Genomic DNA, 23,354 nt, shown 5'->3' on the forward strand with positions numbered 1-23,354 from the left:
CGTGAGCCTGTCGCGATTCAATCGACCTACCGCGGGAATGCGGCTGCGTTTCCCCCGTCGACCGTGATGACGCAGCCCGTCGTTGCTTCGGCCGTGGCGAGGTAGAGGAAGGCTTGCGCCACGTCGGCGGCGGTGGTTTCGCGCCGGAGCAGGTTTGCCCGGAAATATTCATCCACGCCGACACCACGTGCGCGTGCGCGGGCTTCGAGCATGCCGCCGGCGAAGATGCCTGTGCGGATGCGATCGGCGTTCACTGCGTTCGAGCGGATGCCGTAGGGCGCGAGATCCACGGCGTACTGGCGCGTGAGCGCGACGAGCGCGGCTTTGGGGATGGCGTAGGGGCCGAAATCCGGGCCTTGGTTGAATGCGCTCTTCGATGCGTTGAAGAGCAGGGCGCCGCCTGCGCCTTGCTGGATCAGGACGTCGGAGGCGAAGCGCGCCACGTTCTGGTGGCCGAGCAGGTTCACCTCCAGCGAGGCGCGCAGTGCGCTGTCGCCTTGTTCTCCGTGGATCGGCCCCTCGAAGGCTGCGCCTGCGTTCGACACGACCACGTCGAGCCCGCCGAAGCGCAGCGTTGCTTTGCGGATGGCTGCGCGCACCTCGTCCTTCGAGGTCACGTCGCAGGGCAGCAGGAAGATCCGATCGTCGTGGGCCTCGAGGAGCGGCTTCGTCGCGCGTTCGAGGGCTGCCTCGTCTCGATCCGTGAGCGCCACGTGTGCGCCTGCGGCGAGCAACGCGCGCGCTGTGGCGAGGCCGATGCCGGAGGCTGCGCCCGTCACGAACGCCACGTGCCGATCGAGCGGTTTGCCCTGGCCTGCACCCTTCTTCAGCTTGGCTTGCTCCAGGCTCCAGTACTCCACGTCGAAGATGTCGAGCTCGCTCGCGGGCTCGTAGCCGGCGTTCGCCGTGGCTTGCTCGATCACGCCCGTCGTGTGCTCGTAGATGTCGGCCGTGATCTCGGCGTCCTTGCGCGTCTTGCCCACGGTGAATGCGCCGAGGCCTTCGATGAGCAGCACGCGCGGCCACGGGTCGAGCTCGCGACGATCGCCGGGGCGCGCGGCCGAGCAGCGGCGGAAGTAGGCCTTGTATTGCTCGGCGTAGGCCGTGATCGCGGCGTCGAGCGTGGCCTTCGTCTTGTGCCGATCGTCGGCGTTGAGCGGCGGCAGGAGCAGCGGCTTCGGCTTCGTGCGCAGCACGTGATCGGGCGTGGCTGGACCCTTCTGCGTGATCTCTTCGAGATCGTCGCGATCGCAGAACGAGACCATCTGCGGGCTCATGCGGAACGAGCAGATCCAGCGCTCGCCGGAGGCGCGGGCGAGGGCGCCGCGGATCATCGGCGCGAGGCGCGAGCAAGCGTCGGGCGAGGGGCTCGAGATCGTGCGACGCGAGATCGCCGTGGCCTCTTCGACCCAGCGCTCGGCGCGCGTCACGTTCGCGATCATGCGCTCGTAGCTCTCCATCGCGCTCTCGCCCCACGTGAAGATCCCGTGCTTGTCGAGGATCATCACGTTCGGCTCGCGTCCGGCGCGGGTGAGCGCGCGCCACAGATCCGCGACCTTCTTCGCCAGCGCGAAGCCGGGCATCACGTAGGGGATGAAGAGCACGCGGTCGCCGAAGACCTCGCGCACGAGCTGGTTCGAGTTCGGCTGATCGACGATCGCGAGCACGGCGTCGGCGTGCGTGTGGTCGATGAACTTGAAGGGCAGGTAGGCGTGGAGCAGGGCCTCGACGGAGGGCGTCGGCGCGCTCGGCTCGAGCATGTGCGAGCGGAGGAGCGAGACCATCTGCTCGTCGGTCATGCTCGGCAGCTCGCAGAGCCGCCGGAGCTGCGCGAGCCGGCAGGCGGGGAAGCCTTCGGGCTCGATCGCGCCGAGATCCCAGCCGCTCCCTTTCACGTAGAGCACGTCGGTCGTGTCGCCGACGAGCTCGGTCACCCGCGTCTTGACGGACGTGTTGCCGCCGCCGTGCAGGACGAGGTCCGGGTCCTGACCGAGCAGGCGCGACGTGTAGACACGCAGGGCGAGATCCTCGCCCCAGCGCGGGCCGAACGTCTCGACGAACTGGGCGGCTTCTGCGGCGCGGTACCGTGATTCCACGCCGCGTCCATACCACGGGAGGGAGGCGGCACGAACGAGGTCGGGGCCGCCTTCGGCTGGGTCCGATCGAACGGACAAACCGCGGCGCGCTGCGGCAGGGCGCGCCGCGGAGGTCCTCCGTCAGTACCGGTAGTTCTCGGGCTTGAAGGGGCCCTCGACGGGCACGCCGATGTAGTCGGCCTGGTCCTTCGTGAGCTGCGTGATCTCGACGCCGAGCTTGGCGAGGTGCAGTGCGGCGACCTTCTCGTCGAGCTTCTTCGGCAGGAGGTGCACGCCGAGGGGGTACTTCTCGGTCCAGAGCGCGATCTGGGCGAGGACCTGGTTCGAGAACGAGGTCGACATCACGAACGACGGGTGGCCCGTGGCGCAGCCGAGGTTCACGAGCCTCCCGCGGGCGAGCACGATGAGGCGCTTGCCGTCGGGGAAGATGAAGTGGTCGACCTGCGGCTTGATGTTCTCCTCTTTGATCTCGGGGTTCGTCTCCAGCCAGGCGATCTGGATCTCGGAGTCGAAGTGGCCGATGTTGCAGAGGATCGCCTCGTCCTTCATCCGCAGCATGTGCTCGCCGCGGACGACGTCCTTGCAGCCCGTCGCCGTCACGAAGATGTCACCGACGTGCGCGACCGACTCGAGCGTGCGCACCTCGTAGCCCTCCATCGCGGCCTGCAGCGCGCAGATCGGGTCGATCTCCGTCACGATCACGCGCGCGCCGAGCCCGCGCAGCGACTGCGCGCAGCCCTTGCCGACGTCGCCGTAGCCGCAGACGACCGCGACCTTGCCCGCGAACATCACGTCCGTCGCGCGCTTGATGCCGTCGCCGAGCGACTCGCGGCAGCCGTAGAGGTTGTCGAACTTCGACTTCGTGACGGAGTTGTTCACGTTGAACGACGGCACGCGGAGCAGGCCCTTGCGGTGCATGTCGTAGAGCCGGTTCACGCCCGTCGTGGTCTCCTCGCTGATGCCGCGCACCGGATCCGCGCCCTCGAAGAGTTGCGGATACTTCTCGTGGACCATCGTGGTCAGGTCGCCGCCGTCGTCGAGGATCATGTTCGGGCCTTTGCCGCCCTCGAACGCGAAGAGCTGCTGCTCGATGCACCAGTCGTACTCCTCGAGCGTCTCGCCCTTCCAGGCGTAGACGGGCACGCCCGTCACCGCGATCGCCGCGGCCGCGTGATCCTGCGTCGAGTAGATGTTGCAGCTCGTCCAGGTCACCTCGGCGCCGAGCTCGCGCAGCGTCTCGATCAGCACCGCGGTCTGGATGGTCATGTGCAGGCAGCCCGCGATGCGGGCGCCGGCGAGGGGCTTCGACTTGCCGTACTCGGCGCGCAGCGCCATGAGGCCGGGCATCTCCTTCTCGGCGATGCGGATTTCTTTGCGGCCCCAGTCGGCGAGGCTGAGATCGGCGACCTTGAAGCGGGGTTTTTCGCTCATCGTGTCCTCTTGCTGTTCTCGGCGGTCCCTTGAATCCCCTCGCTGTGCCGACCGACCAGGAGCTGCCAGACGAGGTGCCTGTCCGGGCCGTCTCCCTGCCAGGCGCGCGGGAGACGGCGAATCGATACGTCCCGGAGACCAGCATCCGCGGCCATCCGCCGCAGGGTCTCGGGATCGAAGCCTTGCCAGAGATCGGCCTCTTGCTCGCAGAGGGCCTGATCGTCGTGCGCCTCGTAGTCGAGGACGCACACCGCGCCGCCGCTCGGGCGCGCGAGGTCTTTGAGCGCAGCCATCGCGCGCGCGGGCTTCGGCGCGTGGTGGAGCACGCGCGCGGCGAAGATCACGTCCGCGCCGCCAACGTCGCCCGCCCTCGACAGGACCCGCTCACGCAGCGCAGGCGCGTCGTATTCGCCCTGCACGAGCTCCACGTTCGCGAGCTCGCGCCGCCGGATGCGCTCCTCGGCGAGCGCGAGCTGCGCTGCGGAGCGATCCACCGCGATGACGTGCTCGAAGAGCGGCGAGAGCACTTCGAGCAGCGCGCCGTCACCCGTGCCCACGTCGACGGCGAGAGCTCGATGCGGTAAGAGCGGCGCGAGCGCGGCGAGATACGCACCGAGCTCGAGCGGCGGCCCTGGCCGCAGCGGCTTACCCCCGCGCGCGAAAAACTCCCGTGTCGCGGCGTCGCGACCGGCGATCACCTCACCGATCCGCTCCATCGTCCCGTCGGCCTCGCAGGCCGCGGTCCCGGCGCGCACCGCGTCGGCGACGACTGGATCCGTCGCGGCCCCCGGCGACAGCCGCAGCAGCGTCCACGTGCCTTGCTTGCGCGCGAGCAAGAGGCCCGCGTCCCGGAGCGCTGCTGCGTGCCGCGAGATCTTCGGCTGACCTTCGCGGAGCAGCTCCGACAGCTCCCCGACGCCGAGCTCCTCGGCTGCGGCCAGCGCGAGCAGCCGCGGGCGCACCGGATCGGCGAGGAGCCGGTAGAGCTCCCACCGGCTCGCGGCGTCCGAGGGCAGACGCCCGCTCGGGCCCGTCGGGTCGTGCATCACGGTTCTTGCTATATGCGTTCATGCGCATGCATGCAAGAACGATCCGTCCCGAGCTCCAGCTTCGATAATCACTTCAATAACGACGCCCGCTCCGGTCCCTCTCACGCCTCCGTTTGGTGCGTTATCCCCCGAATCCCTTGACCGCCCGCTCCATCCGCCCCTCTTCCGCGCGGCTGAGCAGGCCGACCGCGATCGTGCTCATCCGCTCGGGGCGGAATACGCGCTGGGCGGCGTCGCGCACGCTTTCGGTCGTGACGCTCGCGAGCTCCTCGTGCCTCGCCATTGGCGTCCGCGCGATGCCCGCGAAGGCGGCGAGGCCGTAGAAGCTCGCCACGGCCTCGGCGTCGTCGAGCATCGCCTCCACCGACCAGAGGTGACGGTTCTTCGCCTTGTCGAGCTCCTCGGGCGTGGGCCCGTGCGACGCGAGCTCGTGGACGAGCGCGAAAATCTCCTTCAGCACGACGGTGGCGCGCTCGTGCGCCGCGCCCGCGGCGATGTCGACGACGCCGTCGTCCTCGTACGCCTCGAACATGCCCGAGACGTCGTAACAGAGGCCGAGCCGGTCGCAGATGCGCTCGTACAGGCGCGTCGACATGCCGTCGTCGAGCACGCGCAGGAGCATCTCCACGCTCGGCTCGAGCTTGTCTTTTTCGCTCACCGCGCGGAACGCGACGCGCAGCTCCGTCTGGCTCGACTGGTTCTCGATGAACGAGAACCGCGGCTTCTTCTGGCCGTTCGGCGGCGCCGCCGCGCTGATGCGGTTGCCCTTCGGCATCGAGGCGAAGGCGCGCTCGGCCGCCTTGAGCACGCGATCTGGATCGAGGTTGCCCGAGAGGCAGAGGACCGCGTTCGCCGTCGTGTAATGCCGCGCGTGGTGAGCGCGCAGCATCGATTCATCGAAGCGCGCGAGCGCGTCGAGGCCGCCCGTGATCGTGTAACCGAGCGGGTGGTCCTGGTACATCAAGGCCCGCGCGAGGTTGTCGGCGTCGATGATCCGACCGTCGTCGTCGAGATCTTCGAGGATCTCCTCACGCACGATCCCGCGCTCGATCTCGAGATCCGAGAAGCGTGGCTCCGTCGTCACCTCACCGAGCAGGGAGATGACCTGCTCGAAGTTCCGCGGCGGCACGGAGATGCTCATCACGCCGTGATCCACGTAGGTCGCGGCGTAGAGCGTGCCGCCGAGCCGCTCGAACGCGAGGGCCTGCGCGTGGGCGGACGGGAGCTCCTTCGTCCCCCGGAAGACCATGTGCTCCAGGAAGTGGGAGATCCCGTTCGTCTTTTCGGTCTCGAAGCGAGAGCCCGTGCGCAGGAAGAGTGCCGCGACCGCGCGGTGTACGCTCGGCTGCGGCACGATCACGAGGGGCAGCCCGTTCGGGAGGACGAGGTCGTGGTGGATCAGCATCCGCCCTCACGAATGATGCATTCGGAACCGTTCCGCTACTCGCCGATGTCCTCGGAGCCGTCCTTGGGGGGCTTCGCTTCCGTCGTGAACTCCGCGCCGCCGAACTTGATCTCCGTTCCGAGCGTGTTGCGCAGGCGCGAGATGTAAGCGACGAGCGCGTCCTCCTGCTTCTCCTCGCGGAACTGGGCCATGAAGTTCGGGCGATCCTTCTCCCACTCCTCCTTCGAGGCGGGCTTCTTCTCCTTCAGGACCATCACGGCGTAGCCGTTGAAGAGCTGGACGATCTCGTCCGCGGCGTCGCCCGGCTTCTCCAGCTTGAAGGCCTGCGTCGCGGCGTTCGATCCCGGCATGATGCCGGGGATGGGGCTGCCCGAGGCGTTGAAGGGGAGGCTCGACTCCACGACGGGGCGCTGCGGGTGCTTGCGCACGGCCGACTCGACGGCGGCCTCTTCCTTCTTCGCCTCGTCCTTCTTGTCGTCCTTCTTCTTGTCGTCCTTCTTCGCCTTCTCGTCCTTCTTGGCGATCTTCGCCTCGAGCTCGGAGAGGTAGGTCTCGACGGCCTGGTCGAGCGTCTTGCCGCCCTTCACCGCGGCGAGGATCGTCTTCGCCGCCTCGGCCGCGAGGCGCTCGGTCTCGAACCTGAGGTAGAGGTCCTCGTCGACCTCGGCGCGGCCCACGGCCTCGGCTTCGAGGTCCTTCGCGACCTTGTCGACGAGCACGAGGTGATAACCGAACTCGCTCTCGACGACGTCCGTCACCTTGCCGGGCTCGGCCTTGAGCATCGCGTCCTCGAAGGGCTTGACCATCTTGCCCTTCGTCACGCAGCCGAGCAGGCCGCCGCGTTCGGCGCTGCCGTCCTCGCTCATCGCGCGCGCCACATCGGCGAAGCTCTCGCCCTTGTCGAGCCGCGCCTTCGCCTGCTCGATCTTCTCCTTGGCCTTCGCCTTCGCGTCCGCCGGATCGGCGTTGTCCTGGTCGATCTTCGCGAGGATGTGACGGGTCACGCGGCACTCGGGCAGGTACGAGGACTTGCGCGAGTTCCACGTGCGCTCCTCCTCCTCCTTGTTCAGCGCGACCCACGCGTCGATCGCCTTCTGCGACTTGTCGGCCACGAGATCCGCGAAGAAGCGTTTGTCGAGGCGGACGTAGGAGACGGTGGCCGTCGACTTGTCCTGGTTGTACCGCGCGTACGCCTCGGCCTCGCCCACGACCGCGCGCGAGCGCACGAGATCACGCATGCGCGCCGCGATGATCTCTTCCTTCTGGTACTCGCGGAACTCCTGCGGGCTCATCTTGGCGACCATGCGGACCTCGCGCTCATATGCTTTGAGGTCGAACTTTCCGGTCTGCCGATTCTTGACGTTCAGGTACCGGATCATCGGGCCGCCGAGGCTCATGTACGCGGCGCCGCGGGGATCGACCACGCGGCCGTCGGGCATCGTGACGGGCGCGAGCGGCATCGAGACGTGCATCCGACCCGAGGTGAGCTCGGCGTTGAGCTCGTCGTCCGAGATCGTGATCCCGAGCCGCTTCGCGTCCTCGTTGAGGAGCTGCCGCTCGACCAGGCCCTCGGCCGTGATCTTGCGGAGGTTGCGCTGCCGCATCCACTCCTGGTCGGCGCCGCGCGGGGCCAGCATGCGGTACGAGGCCCAGTAGTGCCCCGAAGAGATGCAGGTCCCGCGGATCTCCACGGCGCACCTCGCAGACTCGACCATCTGCTGCCCCGCGTTCGGCCGGAACTGGACGATGAAGACGAGGGCGATGGCGATGACGGCGAAGCCGCCCAGGATGCTTGTCAACTTGTTCACGTGCTCGAGCTCCGCATCCGGCGTGGCGAGGTCAGACGCCTCGCAGGGATCAACCGAGGCCCCGGCATAGCACGACTTCACGAGAGAGGGGCCGGAGGAGAGGCCCCAATTGGCCACGTCGAACGGCTCGACCGCCCGGCGCGTGATGAGTAAGCTCCGGGTCCCATGGCCACACCGAAAAACATGCTGCCGGATTGCGGGCTCTACCTGACGTCGCAGCCGCTCCCGGGCAACGAGCAGAAGGTCCCTGCCAACTCGATCGTGTATTTCCACAATCACTCGGACAGCGGCCTTCCTCAGGTCATCGCGCCCGACCACAACATCCACAACCGCTGGCATTTCCACGGCCCCGGCATCGAGTTCCGCGGCCTGAACTGGGCGGGCACGTTGAAGAAGCTCACGCCCGAAGGGTTTTACACGCTGCGCCGCGAGCTCACCTTCGACGGCGGATCCTGGCCGAAGGGCGCGATCGTCCAGCTCGGCTACACCCGCGAGGGCGAGCCGATCCTCTTCATCGGCCGCGTCCGCTCCCGCCTCGACGAGAACGACCTCTTCTTCTCGGACAAGGGCCTCAAGCTGAAGCGCGATCAGCTCAACGTCCTCGAGCCCGCTCCCGTGTACCAGGAGCCCGACGACGGCTCGAGCGGTCACGCCCCGAACGCCACGCACTGAACCGCAGGCGGACCCAGCCGGAAAGGCCGTACCCAGGCTGACAACACGAGGCTCGCTGCTACGCTCCCGAGCCTCGTGAAACGCCGTTCTTTGACGCCTACTCTCGATCCTCCTCCGTCCACGGTCAGACTCGGCCGTCGCACCTCGCCGCGCCGTCCGTTCTCCGAGCGGGTGGTGTTCCGTCGGGGGGAGCGGGAGGTGCAGGGCTTCGCGCTCAACATCAGCCTGGGCGGTTTGCGCGCGATCCTCGACGAGTCCGTGGGGCTCGGCGACTGCTTCGAGGTGCTCCTCGGCGACGAGGGCTCGCGATCCGGCCGGGTCGTCTGGATCCAGGAGGAGCTCGGCGGCGCGATCGTCGGCCTCGCGTTCCTCGAAGGCGCGGGGACAGCGCGCGAGGCTGAGCCGCCCCTTGACGTTTCTTCACGAAGTTGCGAGCCTTGGGCCCGGTCCAAATAATCTGGGGGGCCCGGAACGATCGGACGATGCCGACGCCGGCCGAAGTCAAAAAAGCTTTGATCGCCGCAGGGTTCGAGGTGTACCGCACGCGCGGTGACGTCGTGCACGTCGCCGAGCGCGCGCGGGAGAACCTCATCATGGACTCGGGCGTGCGCGTACACGCCGGCGAGGTCGCGGTGGGCCTCGTGCTGCGCGCGCAGCGCAGCGATTTCCCGCACGACCCGGACGACGAGATGTTCGAGCGCGCGCGCGGGCTCGCCGTCGCAGCGAGGGAGCGCGGGTATCACGAGGTCGGAGCGCAGATCACGCGCCTGCCCGATCCGAGCGACGAGGAGCGCACGCTCGACAGCTGGTTCGAGGTCTCCTTCGAGAAGCGCGTGGCGGGGCTCGACGAGGCGATGGCCGAGGTCGGCTTCGCGCTCTCGCTCGAGAAGGCGGCGTCGCGGACGTAGTGAGCTACGACGACGACGACGTCGAGGCCGACGAGGGGCACGAGACAGCAGCGAGGGAAGGGCGTGCGCGCCGGCTGCTCGGGCCGAGCGGGCCACTCGCGCGGGCGTTCGAGGGCTACGAGGATCGCGAGGGGCAGCTCGCGATGGCCGACGCGGTGGAGCGCGCGCTCGACGAGGATCGCGTGCTGCTCTGCGAGGCGGGCACGGGCACGGGCAAGACGCTCGCGTACCTCGTCCCGGCGATCCTGAGCGGCCGCAAGGTCGTGATCTCCACGGCGACGAAGGCGCTCGAAGAGCAGATTTTTGCAAAGGATCTGCCGCTCGTGGCCGATCACCTCGGCCTTCGCGTGTCGGCCGCGATCGTGAAAGGGCTCGGCAACTACCTCTGCTTGCGGCGCATGGACGAGCTCAGGACGAGCCCCGAGTCGCACCACGACGCGGGCGTGATGCGCTCGCTGCCGGTCGTGGAGGCGTGGGCGCGCGAGACGGAGGTCGGTGATCTCTCGGAGCTCGTGACGCTCGCCGAGTCGGATCCGATCCGGCGCGAGGTGTGCTCGTCGAGCGAGACGCGGATCGGATCGGCGTGCCCATTCTTCGAACGATGCTTCGTCACGCGCATGAAACGCGAGGCCGAGGAGGCGCGCGTGCTCGTGGTGAACCACCACCTCTTCTTCGCGGATCTCTCGCTGAAGCTCGGTCGCGGCAACGTCCCGGGCGCGGGCGCGTTGCCTCCGTACGACGCGGTGATCTTCGACGAGGCGCACGAGCTGGAAGACATCGCGACCGAGTTCTTCGGGACGCGCATCTCCGGCTCCCGCGTCGACTCGATGCTGCGGGACGCCGATCGCGCCTTCATCGCGAGCGGGCTCGCCGATCGAATCCTCGGGCGAGGGGAGGGGACCGCGATCGTGGCGCTCGTGCGCGAGGCGGCGGATCGTTTCTTCGCCGCGGTCGCACGTGTCGCCGGCGAGGACGCGCGCGAGGGGCGCGTAGAGCTTCGGCGCGAGGTGTGGGCGGGCGAGCTCGTCGATACATACCACCACCTCGACGAGGCGCTCGAAGCGCTCGCAGGATATGCGTCGGCGCACGCGATCACGGAGGCCGTCGCGCTCGTGGGGACGCGCGCCGAGACGTTGCGCGCGGACGCGGCAAAGATCGTGGACGGCAAATCGAACCAGGTGACGTGGGTCGAGGTGCGCGCGCGCTCCGTGTCGATAGGCGCGTCGGCCGTGGACGTCGGCTGGCTCTTCCGCGAAGGTATTTTCGAGCGGATCAGCGGCGTGGTGCTGACGAGCGCGACGATGACCGCGAAAGCAGGAGACTTTCGTTTCTTGCGCACGCGCCTCGGCCTCGACGAGCGCGTCACAGTGCCGGTCGACGAGCTCGTCGTGCCCTCGCCCTTCGACTACGCGTCACGCGCGCTGCTCTACACGCCGCGAGATCTGCCGGAGGTCTCGGATCCGACATTCCTCGCAGCATCCGCAGATCGGATCGTGGAGCTCGTGAACATCGTAGGAGGTGGCGCATTCGTTCTTTGCACCTCCAACCGTTCCATGGTCGCGCTCGGTCGCGCGCTCGCAGGCCGCGTGCCGGGGCCGCTCATGGTGCAGGGGCAGGCGCCGAAGCGAATGCTTCTCTCAAAATTCCGCGCAGCCCACCACGCCGTCCTCGTGGCGACAATGAGCTTCTGGGAGGGCGTCGACGTGCCCGGAGACGCACTCCGGCTCGTGGTGATCGACAAGATCCCGTTCGCCGTTCCCACGGACCCCGTGGTCGTCGCACGCTCACAAGCGATCGAGCAGGCAGGGCACTCCCCCTTCGCGACGTACACCGTGCCGCAAGCAGCCATCACGCTGAAGCAAGGCTTCGGCCGGCTGATCCGCACGCGGCAGGATCGAGGCATCGTGGCGATCCTCGATCGACGCGTGCGAACACGCGGCTACGGCGCGCTCCTCCTCGACGGCTTGCCCCCAGCCGCGCGCACCGAGCGCATCGACGAGGTGAGAGCCTTCTGGTCGAAGCTTCTTGCGGAAGACGCCGCCGAGTCTGGCGACTGAGGTCTTCTCGGGAGGCGCCGCGCCGGGGCGCTGCCCCGGGCCCCGCGGGGGCTATTCGCCCCTCGACCCGAACCAGGGCCAGCCCTGGACCTCAGGGGGAAGAACTGCGCTCCGCGCAGTTCTTCCCACAGGCCGGTGGTACCGCCTCGCCGATCGAACCATCCGCGCTGCTGTCTTGGTTGGCAGGGTCGTTGCCGGTCTTGCCCCGGCCCGTTCGATGAACTGCGCATCGCGCAGTTCATCGACCCCGAGTCCAGCGCTTGCGCTGGTCCGGGTCCAGGGGCGGATAGCCCCTGGTGGGGCCTGGGGCAAAGCCCCAGCGAGGCGCGTCACAGCACGCTGAACGTGCGGTGCCCGAGCGTCACGCCGAGGGAGGAGACGCCGGAAGCGATGTTGGTGAAGCGCACGTGGCTCCAGTTGTTCGGGGCGGGGATCTCGAAGCCGTTCAGCGCGTAGAGCGAGCTCTTCTCCCAGCGGATGAGGCTGAAGTCGTCGATGAAGACGCGCGCCTCGCCCATCGCTGGGGGTGAGGTCCTGAAGTAGAAGCGCGCGCTCGTCGCGGTCGAGGCGGCTGTGACGTTCACGACGAACTGCGTCCAGCCATAGGTGCTTGCGGCTTTTGTGTACGAGTCGGTTGTGCTCAGCGTTGCGCCGCTGTCGCTGTACATGCGCGTCGTGAGCGTGAAGGGGCCCGCGTTGTCGCCGCGGATCCAGCCTGTGATCGTGAGCTTCGAGCCGCCGGGGAAGGAGACGCGGTTGTTGTTGTAGACCGTGATCTCTGACGAGTTCGACGCGTTGCGGAGCATCACGAGTGCGCCCATGCCGCTGCGCACGACGCTGTTCTCCACGTAGCGGACCGTGCTCTGGTCCCACGCCGTCCCTTCGCTGAAATCGCCGTCGACGTCGAGGTCCTCGAAGTCGCCGTTGATGAGCAGATCGCGGCCCCACTCGACGGTCGCGCTTGCGCTCGACTTCACGTACGAGAGCGAGTCCGAAGGCGCGTTGCGTGTGAAGGCGATGGGCCCGGTCGCCTGGCTCGTCACGGATACGTTCTGGGACTGGTTCGTCGTCGACGTCGTGTATTGCGAGGCGGAGCGGAGTGCGACGATGCGGTGGCCTGCGGGGAACACGACTGCGCCGGAGAGCCCGTCCATCGCGTTCTGACCGACCGGGCTCTTCGGCAGGTACGTCGAGAGGTGCCCGAAATGCCGCCCCGTGCGCGCGAGACCCTCGCCTGCGACGAGCTTCGGCACGTAGCCCTCGATGCTGATCGGGATGAGATCCAGCCGCGCGACGTCGAAGCCGCCGCCTGCGAGCACGTCGACGTCTGCGACCGCAACGAACGACTGGAAGGTCTCGAGGACGTCCTGATCGAAGAGGAAGTTTCCGAGGGACATCAGCACGAAGCGCGGCGTCCCGCTCGCGCTCACGAGGCCGATGCCGTGGGCTGTGTGCGTGTGGTGCGCGACGACGATTCCTGCGCCGCGGTTCACGAGCGACACGAACTTCGAACGCATCGAGTTCGCTGGGTACTCGCTGTACTCTACGCCGCCGTGGATCATCGGGATCGCGAAGCGCTCGGGCGTCTCGGCGTCGATGAATGCGTTCATGTTCGAGGCTGATGCCTCGAGCGCGCCGGCTTTGCTCGGATCGCGGGCGACGAGCAGGTAGTCGAGATCCGACGAGCCGTCGGAGACGAGCTCGCTGAAGCCGAGCAGCGACATCGGCACGTTGTTCAGCGTGCGGAAGATCGTGGTGGCCTCGGCGTTCGTCTCGTTCGAGCCCACGCCGCACCAGTCGAGCCCCGCGTTCGAGACGTGGAGCATCGAGTCGGTCACGCCGGTCGTGAGGTAGTCGAAGATGTGGTTGTTCGCGAGGCTGACGCCGTCGATGCCCGCGTATGTCAGGCCCGCGAGCGTCTCGGGGTACGAGAAGAACGTGTAGTCCTTGTACGGATGCGGCGTGGTCGTGTCCGAGGTGACGGGCGACTCGAGGTTCACGACCGTGTAGTCCGCGGAGGAGAGGGCGTCGCGCATGTAGGCGTAGAGCGCCTGCGCGTCGGCGGCGCGGCTCGCGGGGCGGATGAGATCGCCCGCTTCGCCTTCGATGCCGTCGGCGTCGAGATCGGTGAAGCGACGGCCCATCATCGTGTCGCCGCCGAAGAGCAGGCGCACGCGGCCCGTCTTCGTCGGGTTCATCGCGATCGTGCCCGTGCTCGTGATCGTCTCGCTCGTCGGCCGGTGCAGGTCGACGGGGACGATCTCGCTGTAGTGGCCGGAGGCGGTGATCTTGAGCAGCACGTTCCGGCGCTTGAGGCCCGTGAGGGTGAAGCCGCCGGATGCGTTCGTGGTCGTCGTCTTGCCCGCGTTCGCCACGCCATCGCCCCACGCGAGGACGGTCACCGTGGCGCCCGAGAGGGCCTGCCCCGAGCGGTTCTTGACCGTGCCGCTCAGGCTGATGAGGGTCTGCGCGTACGTCGTGTCGAACGTGGCTTCGCTCGTGTCGAACTGGTACGGCTGCGCGTGCGCGACCGCCGGCGCGAAGGCGCTCGCGGCGCCGAGCCACACGATCCCTGCCCGAAGGTGTCTGCCAGTGATGCGGGTCTCCGCCATGCTCCGCTCCGTCCCGTCGTAGAGGGGTTTTCCAGGGGACCGGAGCGCGCTCGCGGCGATCGAGGGGCCGCATCGACGCGGAGCGCTCGCGGGCCCCGATAGCAAATTTCAGTGTTTTCTCGTTAGGCCGAGCCCGTCAATCGTTCGCGCGGAGAACCCTCGTTCAGGAGGCGCGCATGCTACGGCCGCACGCGAACGGGCGTCCGTTCACGCAGCACGGTAGGAATTTTGTGGACTCGATGAAAGGAGGGACGGAGGTCAGGCGCGCAGCTTGGCGCCGAATTTCGACTCCACCGCAGCGACGACCGCGTTGTGGTGCTCGTCGACTTCCTTGTCGGTGAGCGTGCGTGCGCGCTCGGGGTCGGTGGCGGCGCGCGGATCGCGGTAGACGACGTGGAAGGCGAGCGAGCGGTGGCCCGCGGGGACGCTGCCGCCGCGGAAGAGGTCGAAGACCTCCACGGACTCGCAGAGCTCGCCGCCGGCTTGTCGGATGAGCTGCGCGACCGCGCCGGCCTCGGCCTCGTCGGGCACGACGAGGGAGATGTCGCGCGTCGCGGCGGGCAGGGTCGGGATCGGGCGGTACTGCGGCCGCGCGGCGCCGACGTCGGCGAGGGCGCGGAGATCGAGCTCCACGACGACCGCGGAGCCGTCGAGGTCCAGCTTGTCGACGACGTCGGGGTGCAGGACGCCGAACGCGCCCACGACGCGCCCCTTCACGAGGATCTGCCCCGCGGCGCGCGGGTGCAGGTACGGCGCGCGCGTCGCCTCGGGCTGATGCGCGACGTCGGCTTTTTCGTGGGTGACGCGCTCGACGATCTCGATCGCGACGCCCTTCGCGTCGTAGACGTCGACCTCGGCCGGCTTTTGCAGCGGCGAGCGGCGGTAACCGGCGAGCACCGCGGCGAACGAGGGGGCCTCGTCGGCGAGCGGCGCTCGAGCGGGATCGGCGAGGAAACGCGCGCCGACCGTGAAGAGCCGGACGTCGGGGACGCCGTGCCTGCGGGCGCGTCGCACCGCTTCGAGCAGGCCCGGGAGCAGCGACGTGCGCATCACGGAGCGGTCCTGCGTGAGCGGGTTCAAGAGGCGGAACGGCGCCGGCGGCAGGCCGAGGGCCTCGATCTCCTCGGTGGAGACGAAGCCGTACGTGATGGCCTCCGACAAACCGACGGAGACGGCCGCGCCGCGCACCCGGAGCGAGAGATCGAACGCGTGGCGCGGGGGCTGCGGTCGGAGCGCCGGGAGCACCGTCGGCACGGTGCCGAGGCCACGCACGCGGACGACCTCCTCGACGAGATCCGCCTCGCCGGCGATGTCGGGCCGGTGCGAGGGCGGGACGACGTCGGCGTATGCTTGTTCGCCCTCGCCGTGCGTGCCCTGGACCTCGAAGCCGAGGCGCGTGAGGATGTCGGTTGCTTCGGGGAGCGGGACGTCCGTGCCGAGCAGCGCGTTCATGCGCGCGACGCGCAGGCGCACGGGCTCGCGGGCCGGGATCTTCGCGCCCGCGAGGATCGGCTCGCGCGCCGCCGCGCCACCCGCGAGCTCCGTGAGGAGCGTGGTCGCGTAGGCGAGCGCGTCTTCGAGTGCGCCGTGATCGACGCCGCGTTCGAAGCGATGGCTCGACTCGGTGTGCATGCCGTGCCTACGCGCGGTGCGCCGCACGCCGCGCGGCGCGAAGTAAGCGCATTCGAGCAGGACGCGCGTCGTGTTCGCATGAATCTCGCTGTTCGCGCCGCCCATGATGCCCGCGAGCGCGGTCGGGCCCTCGGCGTCCGCGATCACGAGGTCGTCCACGTCGAGCTTCCGATCCTCGCCGTCGAGCGTCTTCAGGGCTTCGCTTGCGGCGGCCCGGCGCACGATGATCTGGTTGCCGCGCACGTCGTTCAGATCGAACGCGTGCATCGGCTGGCCGTACTCGAGCAGCACGAGGTTCGTCACGTCGACGACGTTGGAGATCGAACGAACGCCCAGGCTCTCCAGCCGGTAGCGCAGCCACGTGGGCGAGGGGCCGATCGTCACGCCGAGCACGAGGCCCGCGCCGTACCGCGGGCAACGCTCGGTGTCGTCGATCCGCACGGAGACGTGGCGCGACACGGTCTCGCCCTCGGCGAAGCGCGCGGGGGCCTTCGGCGTGGGTCGCTTCCACGGCAGGTTGAAGAGCGCCGCGACCTCGCGGGCGACGCCGATGTGGCCGAGCGCGTCCGGACGGTTGGGGGTCAAACCAAGGTGCAGGATGTAATCGTGCACCTCGGGCATGGCTTCGCGAAGCGGCGTGCCCGGCGCGGCGAGGCCCTTCGGCAGGATCAGGATCCCCGCGTCCTCTTCCTTGCTCGCGACCGCCGAGAGCCCGAGCTCGCGCTCGGAGCAGAGCATGCCCTCGCTGACGACGCCGCCGATCTCGCGCGGCGTGAGCGTCATGTTCACGGCCGGCAGGTGCGCGCCGAGGGGCGCGAAGGCCACGAGCCCGCCCGGCTCGGGCACGTTCGGCGCGCCGCAGACGATGCGCTGCTCCGCGCCGCCGCGGTTGATCGTGACGAGCTTGAGCTTCGGCCGCGACGGGTGCGGCTCCGCGGCGAGCACCTCGGCGACGACGAGCGTCTTCGTGCCCTCGCCGAACTCGGTGATCGCCTCGACCTCGATCCCGGCGTGCGTCAGACGCCGCCCGATCTCCTCGGGAGAAGCATCGAGACCGGGGATGAGCTCACGAATCCAGCGGTAAGAGGCCTTCATGACCCCTGCGGCCTAAAACGCATGGAACGTCCGGTCAAGCTTTCTCGACCGGGCCTACAAAACGACGAAGGCTCCCTCTCGCGAAGGAGCCTCCGTCTGTCCGGGACCTACCGGGCCCGATTCATTCGAGCTCGGGGGGCGCGTCGTGGCCGTGGCCGTCGTCGCCTTCGCCCTCGGCCTTCTTGTCGTCCTTCTTCTTGTCGTCGGACTTCTCGAACTTGGCGCGATCCGCCGTGGCCCAGTCACCCGACCACGAGGAGATCACGTAGACCGTGCCGTCCCCGCCCTCTTTCTGGGCGAAGCGGCTCGATCCCTTGCTCGTCTTGCCGACCTTGACCGTGATGTCGCCGGCGTTGTCCTTGAGCTTGATCTGGACCACGCCGCCGTTCGTCTCGGCCGCGTCGAGCCCGGCGTCCGATTTCTCGTCGCCGAAGTCCTCGGCGGTCAGGGACTTGTATGCGCGGAGCATGTCCTTGACCTTGGCCTCGTCGAATTTTTCCCACTTCTTCTCGGGCTTCTCGAGCTTCTTGTCCTTGTCGCGCTTCGCGTACGAGCCCGCCCACTTCTCGTCGTTCTTCGAGAAGCTGAACTGGCCGTTCGCGTTGGTCACGGACACCTGGATCACGTTCGCGTCCTCGAACTTGAGGATCGACGTCTCGCGCCAGTTCTTGACCTCACGCGTGTAGAGGAAGTTCGAGTAGCCGCCGACCACCCACACGCCGTCCTTGCCGCCGACGCGCGCGAGCTGGCCACGAGAGCCGCTCTTGCCGAAGTAGGCGTCGAAGATCTTGCCGTCGCCCTTGTAGGCGAGGACATGGACGCCCTTCTCGTCGTCGAGCTCGTACTGCTTGTAGGTGCCCGTGCCGCGGTCGATGCTCTCCTTGACCTTGATGTCCTTCAAGTTGTCGAGGAGCGACCGCACGTTCGAAGCGTTCGCCTTGGCGGGCACGGGAGCCACGAGCTCCCATGCGTCGCCCTTCTTCTCCAGCGTGACGCTCGACTTGTCCGCGTTCTTGATCTCGATCTTGGTGATCGCCTCGACGTCGTCCTTCGAGGGCGCGAGGCTCGGGAAATCGGCCGTCGCCGCGGTCGCGGAGTGGGCCGTGATCTCCTTCTGCTTCGTCTGCCTCGTGGCGTAGAGGCCGCCGCCGAGGGCCGCGAGGACGCCGATCGCCACGTAGATCCTGTGCTCGGTCTTCATGGATCTCCTTCGCTTCCGTCGTCAGTCGAGTCGGATGGAACCCCGCGCGTTTTCGCGCCGCCACCAGCGGAAGAGGCCGAACGCCGCGAAGAGCAAGGGCCCGAAGAGCGTGAGCGACCACTGCACCCGCGTCTGCGTCTTCTTGCGCTCGAGGCGGTACTCCTCGGACTTCTTCGTCGCCGTCGCCTCGTCGTCGGTCGCGTCGATCTTCGGCGCCTCGATGTTCGCGTACGTGAGCTTCGGCTCCTGGAGGAGCTTGGCGCTCGTCGCGATGAGGTCGCTGTCGCCGCTCATCCAGTCGAGGACGTTCTTGAACGCGAGGATCGTCGCCGTCAGGTAGTTCTGGGCGTACGGCATCGAGAGCATCTGCAGATCCTCGTCGCCGCCCATGCCGCCCATCATCATCATCTGCGGCGGCATCGGGGGCGCGTTGCCCGAGCGCGCGTAGGGGTTCGCGAGGAACTGCGAGGCGCTGATCACGAGCAGGCGGCTCTTGTCCTTCGACTCGGCCGGCGTCTCGATGCCCTCACCCGCGCCGCCGAACGCGCTCTTGATCTTGCCCTCGAGCGTGACGGCCATCGCGCGCTGGCCGTACTCGCCCTTCGGCTTGGCCTGCGCGGAGAACTTGAGGTCGATCGCGTCGGAGGTGTCGATCGTGCTGCGCGGCGTGGAGCGAGCGACCACCTTCAGCTGCGCGCCCGGCTGCTTCTCCGGGTGCGGGACGACCGTCGACGGGAAGGGGAACGCGAGCTCCTCGATGCGGAAGAAGCCGGCGAACGACGAGTCGAGCGTCTGCTCGGCCTCGCTGAGGCCGTCGACGTGCTGCGCGTGCGCCATGCCGTAGCCGATGATGCCGATGACCTGGCCGGTCTGCGTCGGGACCGCGATGCGGACGGGGCGGCCCCAGTCCATGATCGCTTCCTTCTTCATCTCGACGCCGTAGCCGTCGAGCAGTTTGTCCAGGCCATGGAGGTTCAGCTCGGCCTTCATCGCCGCGTCGGAGGCCTTGAGGTTCACGGCGCCGGCGATCACCACGACCGACTTGTTCCCCTCCATGAGGAACTGATCGATGCGGCGGAGCTCCTTCTCCGTGTAGTCCTTGCCGGGCTGCGTGATGATGATGCCGGCGAGCTCCTTGTTGATCTCGGCGTCGCCGTTCTGCAGGTCGACCTCCTCGATCTTGTAGAAGGGCAGCGCCTGGTCGAGGATCCCCTTCATCGAGGGACCGCCGCCGCGGCCGGGCTGCGCCGCCACGAGGTTCGTGTCGGTCAGCTTGATCTCGTCCTTGCCCGTGATGACGCCGTACTTCTGGTAGACGTTGTCGGCGCGGTCGCGGATCTCCCGGATCTTGTTCGTGATCCAGAACTCGAGGCCCTGCGACTGGTCGGCCGACAGGATCGGGATCGCCTCTTTCTCGCTGCCGTACTTGAAGGCGATGCCCATGAAGCCGCGCGTGATCGTGGCCTGATCCTGGCCCGTCTCGCTGCCCTCACCGAAGGCCGCTTCCTGCAGGCCCGCTTCCTTCGCGGCCGTGCGCTGCTCCTCGGTCTTCGGCTCGATGAGCGTGTACTTGAACTTGCCGCCGCCGGCGTGTTCGTACTCGTTCATCAGGTCGACGAGGTCCTGGATGAAGGCCTCCTGCTTGGGACCGCCGCGCGTCACGTAGACGTCGACCTGCAGGTCTTGCTTGAGGCCTTCGGCGACGAGGCGCGCCGAGCCCTTCGACAGGGTGAACCGCTCGTTCTTCGTCACGTCGACGCGCTTGTTCTGAATGAACGCGATGACGTTCACGACGACAAGGATCGCCGCGACGAGGACGAGATAAACGCCGGTAGCCGCTCTGGCCTTGGTCTTGCGTTCCATGGCCTTCCTCCTACGCCCACTTCCGACGCTCGAGCGCGCGGAACGCCGCCATCAGGCAGCCCACCGCGATCGACGCGAAGTAAACGATGTCACGGGTGTTGATCATGCCCTTCGCGAAGGGCACGAGGCGGGTGTCGAAGCTGATGAACGAGATCGCCTCGCGCAGCCAGGGCGTCGGCATCTTGTCCGCCACGCTGCCGACCATGTGAAGCGCGAAGAGCACCACGAAGGTGATGAAGAACGCGACCGTCTGGCTCTCGGCGAGCGCCGAGATCAGAAGGCCGATCGAGACGGCCGCCGCGCTGTAGAGCAGGAGGCCGAGGTAGCCGGAGTAGACCGGGCCCATGTCGAGCGGGCCGAGATCCCACGGCTTGAAGAACATCATGAGCGGGTAGAGCAGCGTCGAGGCGACGAGCAGGAGCACGAGCCCCCACGCCCCGAGGAACTTGCCGAGGATCACCTCGTGATCCTTCACCGGCAGCGTGATCAGCATCTCGAGCGTGCCCGAGCGCTTCTCCTCCGCGAGCAGGCGCATCGTCACGACGGGGATGATCAGGAACGACAAACCCCGCGGCGCCTGCGCGAAGATCTGCACGAGCGAGGCCCGGTCCTGCTGCCAGAAACCGCCCCCGAACTCGAAGAACACGAAGCCCAGCAGGATCAGCCCGAGGCAGATCACGACGTAGGCCAGCGTCGAGTCGAAGTTCGAGCGGAACTCGCGCTTCGCGATGATGAATGTGGTGCCCATCGGCGTTCAGCCCTTCTTCTTCTTGTCGTCCTCGTCGGACTCGTCTTCGTCCTCGTCCTCGTCGGACGCGTCCTCATCGGACTCGTCTTCGTCGGACTCGTCCTCGTCCTCGTCCTCGTCCTCGGCAGCCGCTTCGGCCTCGTCCTCGTCGTCCTCGACGATGGGACGGCCGCGATCGCGGCGCTCGTCGTTCTTCGTGAGCGCCTTGAACACGTCCTCGAGCTTCTGCGCCTCACGACGCATCTCGAGGAGCATCCAGCCCTTCGACACGATGAGCTGGAAGATCTCGGCGCGGATGTCGCCGTCCTGCGCGCCAGCGAGCTGGAAGCTGTGCGCGCGATCGTCCGTCGGCAGCTCCAGGACGCTCGTCACGCCGGGCAGCTTTTCGAGGGCCGCTTGCACTTCCTCGGCGGTCGGCGCCTTCTTCGCGGGGCCTCCCTCGAAGACGCGCTTCTCGTGCACCTGGACCACGTAACGGACCCGGCCGCTCTTCGCGCGGATCTCCTCGAGCGGGCCGTCAGCGACGATGCGCCCCTTCGAGACGATGATCGCGCGCGCGCACGCCTGCTCGACCTCGGACAGGTTGTGGGTCGAGAGGAGGATCGTGCGCTCCTTGCCGATCTCCTGGATGTACTTGATGACCTCGGCCTTCTCGTTCGGGTCGAGGTCGCTCGTCGGCTCGTCGAGGATGAGAATGGGCGGGTCGTGCACGAGCGCCTGGGCGAGGCCGACGCGCTGCCGATAGCCGTGCGACAGGTCGCGGATGTCCTTGCCGAGGCTCGTCGCGAGGCCGCAGACCTCGACGATGTTCTTCATGCGCTTCTTGAACGTGGACGTCTCGAGCCCACGCATGTCCGCGACGAAGCTCAGGTACTCCCAGACGCTCATTTCCCCGTAGAGGGGCGCGCGCTGGGGCAGGTAGCCGATCTTCTTCCGGACCTCGAGGGGATCGTCGAATACGTCGTAGCCATGCACCCGCGCCGTCCCGCCGGTGGCGGAAATGAAGCAGGTGAGAATACGCATCGTCGTGGACTTGCCGGCGCCGTTCGGGCCGAGAAAGCCCACCACCTCCCCGCGGTGGACCTCGAAGCTCACCTTGTCGAGTGCGCGAAACGCCCCGTATCGTTTGGTGAGCCCATTGGCCTCGATCATCACGTCGGTAGACAATCCGACCTCCTTCGGTAGAGCGCGCACCTACGCGCCCTTTGTCGCTGCACGGTAAAACCAGATGAGGGCCCGCCAGAGCCGCACGGCGGCGCCCCTCGGCTCGGGATCACGCGATCTTTCGATCTGGCCCGAGAGAACGGCGCGCATCCTAGCGGTGGGCGGATCCGTGTCAACGCCATGGTGACGTCGATCGCGCGGCCCAAACCCTCGTCGAACGGCTTTATTCCCGGTCCGGGGCGTAGTTCGGCTTACGCGATCCGGCCAACGGACCGCGGAAGGGGTGAGGTGCGGGAAAGGGGCGGCGGGGCTGGAAGACGCGGGCGGCGCGGAAGCGGCGGGGAGCGCGGAGGGGAGCGACGTCGGGACGGACGGGCGAGAGGCGGGGGGCGCGTGGTAGCCTCCGGGGTCTTTCTTCGGCGCAGCGAGCGGCGAGCAGGAGGTTCCTTCATGTCCCTTCGAAAGCAGTGGTCTTTTCTCGGTACGAGCGCGGCGTGCGCGCTCGGGCTTTGTGTCGTCCTCTCGGCGGCGTGTCGAGCGGAGGAGAACAACAACCCCTCGGGTGGTGACGGCGGCAGCGGCGCGACAGGGGGCGCGGGGCCGGGATCCGGCGGCGCGGGCGGCCAAGGCGGCGCCGGCGGCGCGGGGGGCTCAGGCGACGGCGGCGGCGCGACGTGCGACGGCAAGGAAGTGACGATCGAGCAGATCACGAACGCGAAGGCGGCAGGTTCGGTCGGATCCGGGACGCCCGTGAAGGTGAAGGGCGCCGTCGCCATGAGCTCCAAGTTCCTCGTGTCGCAGAGCAACGCGGGCAACTGCCTCTGGGGCGTGTTCGTGTCGGCGCCGGGCCTGACGGAGACGCAGGCGTACTCCGGCGTGATGGTGCTGGCCTACGGCGTGCCCGCGGCGATCCCGCCCGGCGGCAACAAGGCGTACTGCCCGAAGCTGTCGAATTACAAGGAGGGCGAGCCGCTGCCGGGCGACGCGATCCCGGACGACGTGAAGCCGGGCGACGTGCTCGACATCACGGGCGTGGCCGATTCGTTCCTGCTCGCGGCCTGCGCGAACGAGATGAACGGCAGCAAGGTGCGGCAGACGCAGATCGCCTTCACGTGCGCGGTGGAGCGGACGGGGACGGCGCCCGTGCCGGCGCCGCACGCGTTCACGGACCCGGCGGACCTCCTGAAGCTCGCCTCGCCGACGGACACGGACTTCCACAACGCGTGGGGCGGCGTGAAGGTGCGGGTTTCGAACGTGAAACCCGTTCCCCAGCCAAACCCGGCGCCGATGGGGATGGGCGAGGTCGTGGTCGGCGACTACGGCCTGATCAAGCTGCAGGACTCGAACCTCGAGGTCGGCGACAAGATCTATTACCGCGGCTACGAGCAAAACGATTGCTACGCGGCGCCGGCGTTCTGGGACGTCAATATGACGTTCAATGCGATCGACGGCTTCAGCTACCTCAACTATTGCACCTGGGGCCTGCAGCCGAACAACAAGTGCGCCGATTTCGATCCGAAGAGCGAGGACTGCGGGAACCTGACCTGCCAGTAGAAGGCTCGAGACCAAGCGGCCCTCGGCGCGCGCTCGTCGCCGAGGGCCGGCGCGTATCT

16 protein-coding genes are annotated in these 23,354 nt (G+C 68.0%); 5 read left to right on the forward strand and 11 right to left on the reverse strand.

Annotated features, from left to right (window positions below; genetic code table 11):
* Positions 1-26: 26 nt before the first annotated feature.
* The 5 genes from QHF85_RS07950 to QHF85_RS07970 form a co-directional block, all read right to left on the reverse strand.
* Positions 27-2,096 carry a bifunctional aldolase/short-chain dehydrogenase gene (locus QHF85_RS07950; protein ID WP_281326471.1) on the reverse strand — a complete coding sequence of 690 codons (2,070 nt, stop codon included), beginning with the start codon at positions 2,094-2,096 and terminating at the stop codon, positions 27-29.
* Between the two features lie 120 nt (positions 2,097-2,216).
* The gene (gene ahcY, locus QHF85_RS07955; protein ID WP_281326472.1) at positions 2,217-3,527 is read right to left on the reverse strand and encodes an adenosylhomocysteinase; all 1,311 of its coding nucleotides are present in this window, start codon (positions 3,525-3,527) and stop codon (positions 2,217-2,219) included.
* Positions 3,524-4,573 carry a methyltransferase gene (locus QHF85_RS07960; RefSeq protein WP_281326591.1) on the reverse strand — a complete coding sequence of 350 codons (1,050 nt, stop codon included), beginning with the start codon at positions 4,571-4,573 and terminating at the stop codon, positions 3,524-3,526. Before QHF85_RS07960 ends, ahcY begins: the two co-directional genes overlap by 4 nt.
* 124 nt (positions 4,574-4,697) lie before the next feature.
* The gene (locus QHF85_RS07965) at positions 4,698-5,981 is read right to left on the reverse strand and encodes a pitrilysin family protein (protein ID WP_281326473.1); all 1,284 of its coding nucleotides are present in this window, start codon (positions 5,979-5,981) and stop codon (positions 4,698-4,700) included.
* Between the two features lie 35 nt (positions 5,982-6,016).
* Positions 6,017-7,789, reverse strand: a complete 1,773-nt coding sequence (locus tag QHF85_RS07970) for a peptidylprolyl isomerase (protein ID WP_281326474.1) — start codon at positions 7,787-7,789, stop codon at positions 6,017-6,019.
* A 165-nt stretch (positions 7,790-7,954) separates the two neighbouring features.
* Here QHF85_RS07970 and QHF85_RS07975 point away from each other — a divergent pair, with 165 nt between their 5' ends.
* The 4 genes from QHF85_RS07975 (at position 7,955) to QHF85_RS07990 (ending at position 11,426) form a co-directional block, all read left to right on the forward strand.
* A complete protein-coding gene (locus QHF85_RS07975) occupies positions 7,955-8,461 on the forward strand; it encodes a hypothetical protein (RefSeq protein ID WP_281326475.1) in 507 nt (168 codons plus the stop codon).
* Between the two features lie 75 nt (positions 8,462-8,536).
* Complete coding sequence (locus QHF85_RS07980) at positions 8,537-8,917, forward strand: PilZ domain-containing protein (protein WP_281326476.1); 381 nt, start codon at positions 8,537-8,539, stop codon at positions 8,915-8,917.
* Between the two features lie 26 nt (positions 8,918-8,943).
* A complete protein-coding gene (locus QHF85_RS07985) occupies positions 8,944-9,369 on the forward strand; it encodes a hypothetical protein (RefSeq protein ID WP_281326477.1) in 426 nt (141 codons plus the stop codon).
* A complete protein-coding gene (locus tag QHF85_RS07990; RefSeq protein ID WP_281326478.1) occupies positions 9,369-11,426 on the forward strand; it encodes an ATP-dependent DNA helicase in 2,058 nt (685 codons plus the stop codon). Before QHF85_RS07985 ends, QHF85_RS07990 begins: the two co-directional genes overlap by 1 nt.
* A 329-nt stretch (positions 11,427-11,755) precedes the next feature.
* Here the strand turns inward: QHF85_RS07990 and QHF85_RS07995 are convergent, their stop codons facing one another.
* From QHF85_RS07995 to QHF85_RS08020, 6 genes are all read right to left on the reverse strand, one after another.
* Positions 11,756-14,038, reverse strand: coding sequence for a CapA family protein (locus tag QHF85_RS07995; protein ID WP_281326479.1), 2,283 nt, complete (start codon positions 14,036-14,038; stop codon positions 11,756-11,758).
* Between the two features lie 258 nt (positions 14,039-14,296).
* The gene (gene pheT / locus QHF85_RS08000) at positions 14,297-16,765 is read right to left on the reverse strand and encodes a phenylalanine--tRNA ligase subunit beta (protein WP_281326480.1); all 2,469 of its coding nucleotides are present in this window, start codon (positions 16,763-16,765) and stop codon (positions 14,297-14,299) included.
* A 121-nt stretch (positions 16,766-16,886) separates the two neighbouring features.
* Positions 16,887-17,966, reverse strand: a complete 1,080-nt coding sequence (locus tag QHF85_RS08005) for a DUF4340 domain-containing protein (RefSeq protein WP_281326481.1) — start codon at positions 17,964-17,966, stop codon at positions 16,887-16,889.
* A 21-nt stretch (positions 17,967-17,987) separates the two neighbouring features.
* Positions 17,988-19,829: a Gldg family protein gene (locus tag QHF85_RS08010; RefSeq protein ID WP_281326482.1), complete on the reverse strand. Its 1,842-nt coding sequence runs from the start codon at positions 19,827-19,829 to the stop codon at positions 17,988-17,990.
* Between the two features lie 10 nt (positions 19,830-19,839).
* Positions 19,840-20,577, reverse strand: a complete 738-nt coding sequence (locus QHF85_RS08015; protein WP_281326483.1) for an ABC transporter permease — start codon at positions 20,575-20,577, stop codon at positions 19,840-19,842.
* 6 nt (positions 20,578-20,583) lie between these two features.
* Positions 20,584-21,744, reverse strand: a complete 1,161-nt coding sequence (locus QHF85_RS08020) for an ATP-binding cassette domain-containing protein (protein ID WP_281326484.1) — start codon at positions 21,742-21,744, stop codon at positions 20,584-20,586.
* Positions 21,745-22,191: 447 nt separating this feature from the next.
* Here QHF85_RS08020 and QHF85_RS08025 point away from each other — a divergent pair, with 447 nt between their 5' ends.
* Positions 22,192-23,295, forward strand: a complete 1,104-nt coding sequence (locus tag QHF85_RS08025; protein ID WP_281326485.1) for a hypothetical protein — start codon at positions 22,192-22,194, stop codon at positions 23,293-23,295.
* The last annotated feature ends 59 nt before the right edge of the window (positions 23,296-23,354 follow it).

It is taken from the genome of Polyangium sp. 6x1 (assembly GCF_029946515.1).
Classification (GTDB): Bacteria; Myxococcota_A; Polyangia; order Polyangiales; family Polyangiaceae; genus Polyangium.

What these genes read in the sequence shown, in the direction of transcription:
- QHF85_RS07960 (WP_281326591.1), bottom strand. Translation starts at nt 4,573, where the DNA reads ATGCACGACCCGACGGGCCCGAGCGGGCGTCTGCCCTCGGACGCCGCG.
- QHF85_RS07985 (WP_281326477.1), top strand. Translation starts at nt 8,944, where the DNA reads ATGCCGACGCCGGCCGAAGTCAAAAAAGCTTTGATCGCCGCAGGGTTC.
- QHF85_RS08010 (WP_281326482.1), bottom strand. Translation starts at nt 19,829, where the DNA reads ATGGAACGCAAGACCAAGGCCAGAGCGGCTACCGGCGTTTATCTCGTC.
- QHF85_RS07965 (WP_281326473.1), bottom strand. Translation starts at nt 5,981, where the DNA reads ATGCTGATCCACCACGACCTCGTCCTCCCGAACGGGCTGCCCCTCGTG.
- ahcY (WP_281326472.1), bottom strand. Translation starts at nt 3,527, where the DNA reads ATGAGCGAAAAACCCCGCTTCAAGGTCGCCGATCTCAGCCTCGCCGAC.
- QHF85_RS07995 (WP_281326479.1), bottom strand. Translation starts at nt 14,038, where the DNA reads ATGGCGGAGACCCGCATCACTGGCAGACACCTTCGGGCAGGGATCGTG.
- QHF85_RS08005 (WP_281326481.1), bottom strand. Translation starts at nt 17,966, where the DNA reads ATGAAGACCGAGCACAGGATCTACGTGGCGATCGGCGTCCTCGCGGCC.
- QHF85_RS08025 (WP_281326485.1), top strand. Translation starts at nt 22,192, where the DNA reads ATGTCCCTTCGAAAGCAGTGGTCTTTTCTCGGTACGAGCGCGGCGTGC.
- QHF85_RS07975 (WP_281326475.1), top strand. Translation starts at nt 7,955, where the DNA reads ATGGCCACACCGAAAAACATGCTGCCGGATTGCGGGCTCTACCTGACG.
- pheT (WP_281326480.1), bottom strand. Translation starts at nt 16,765, where the DNA reads ATGAAGGCCTCTTACCGCTGGATTCGTGAGCTCATCCCCGGTCTCGAT.
- QHF85_RS08015 (WP_281326483.1), bottom strand. Translation starts at nt 20,577, where the DNA reads ATGGGCACCACATTCATCATCGCGAAGCGCGAGTTCCGCTCGAACTTC.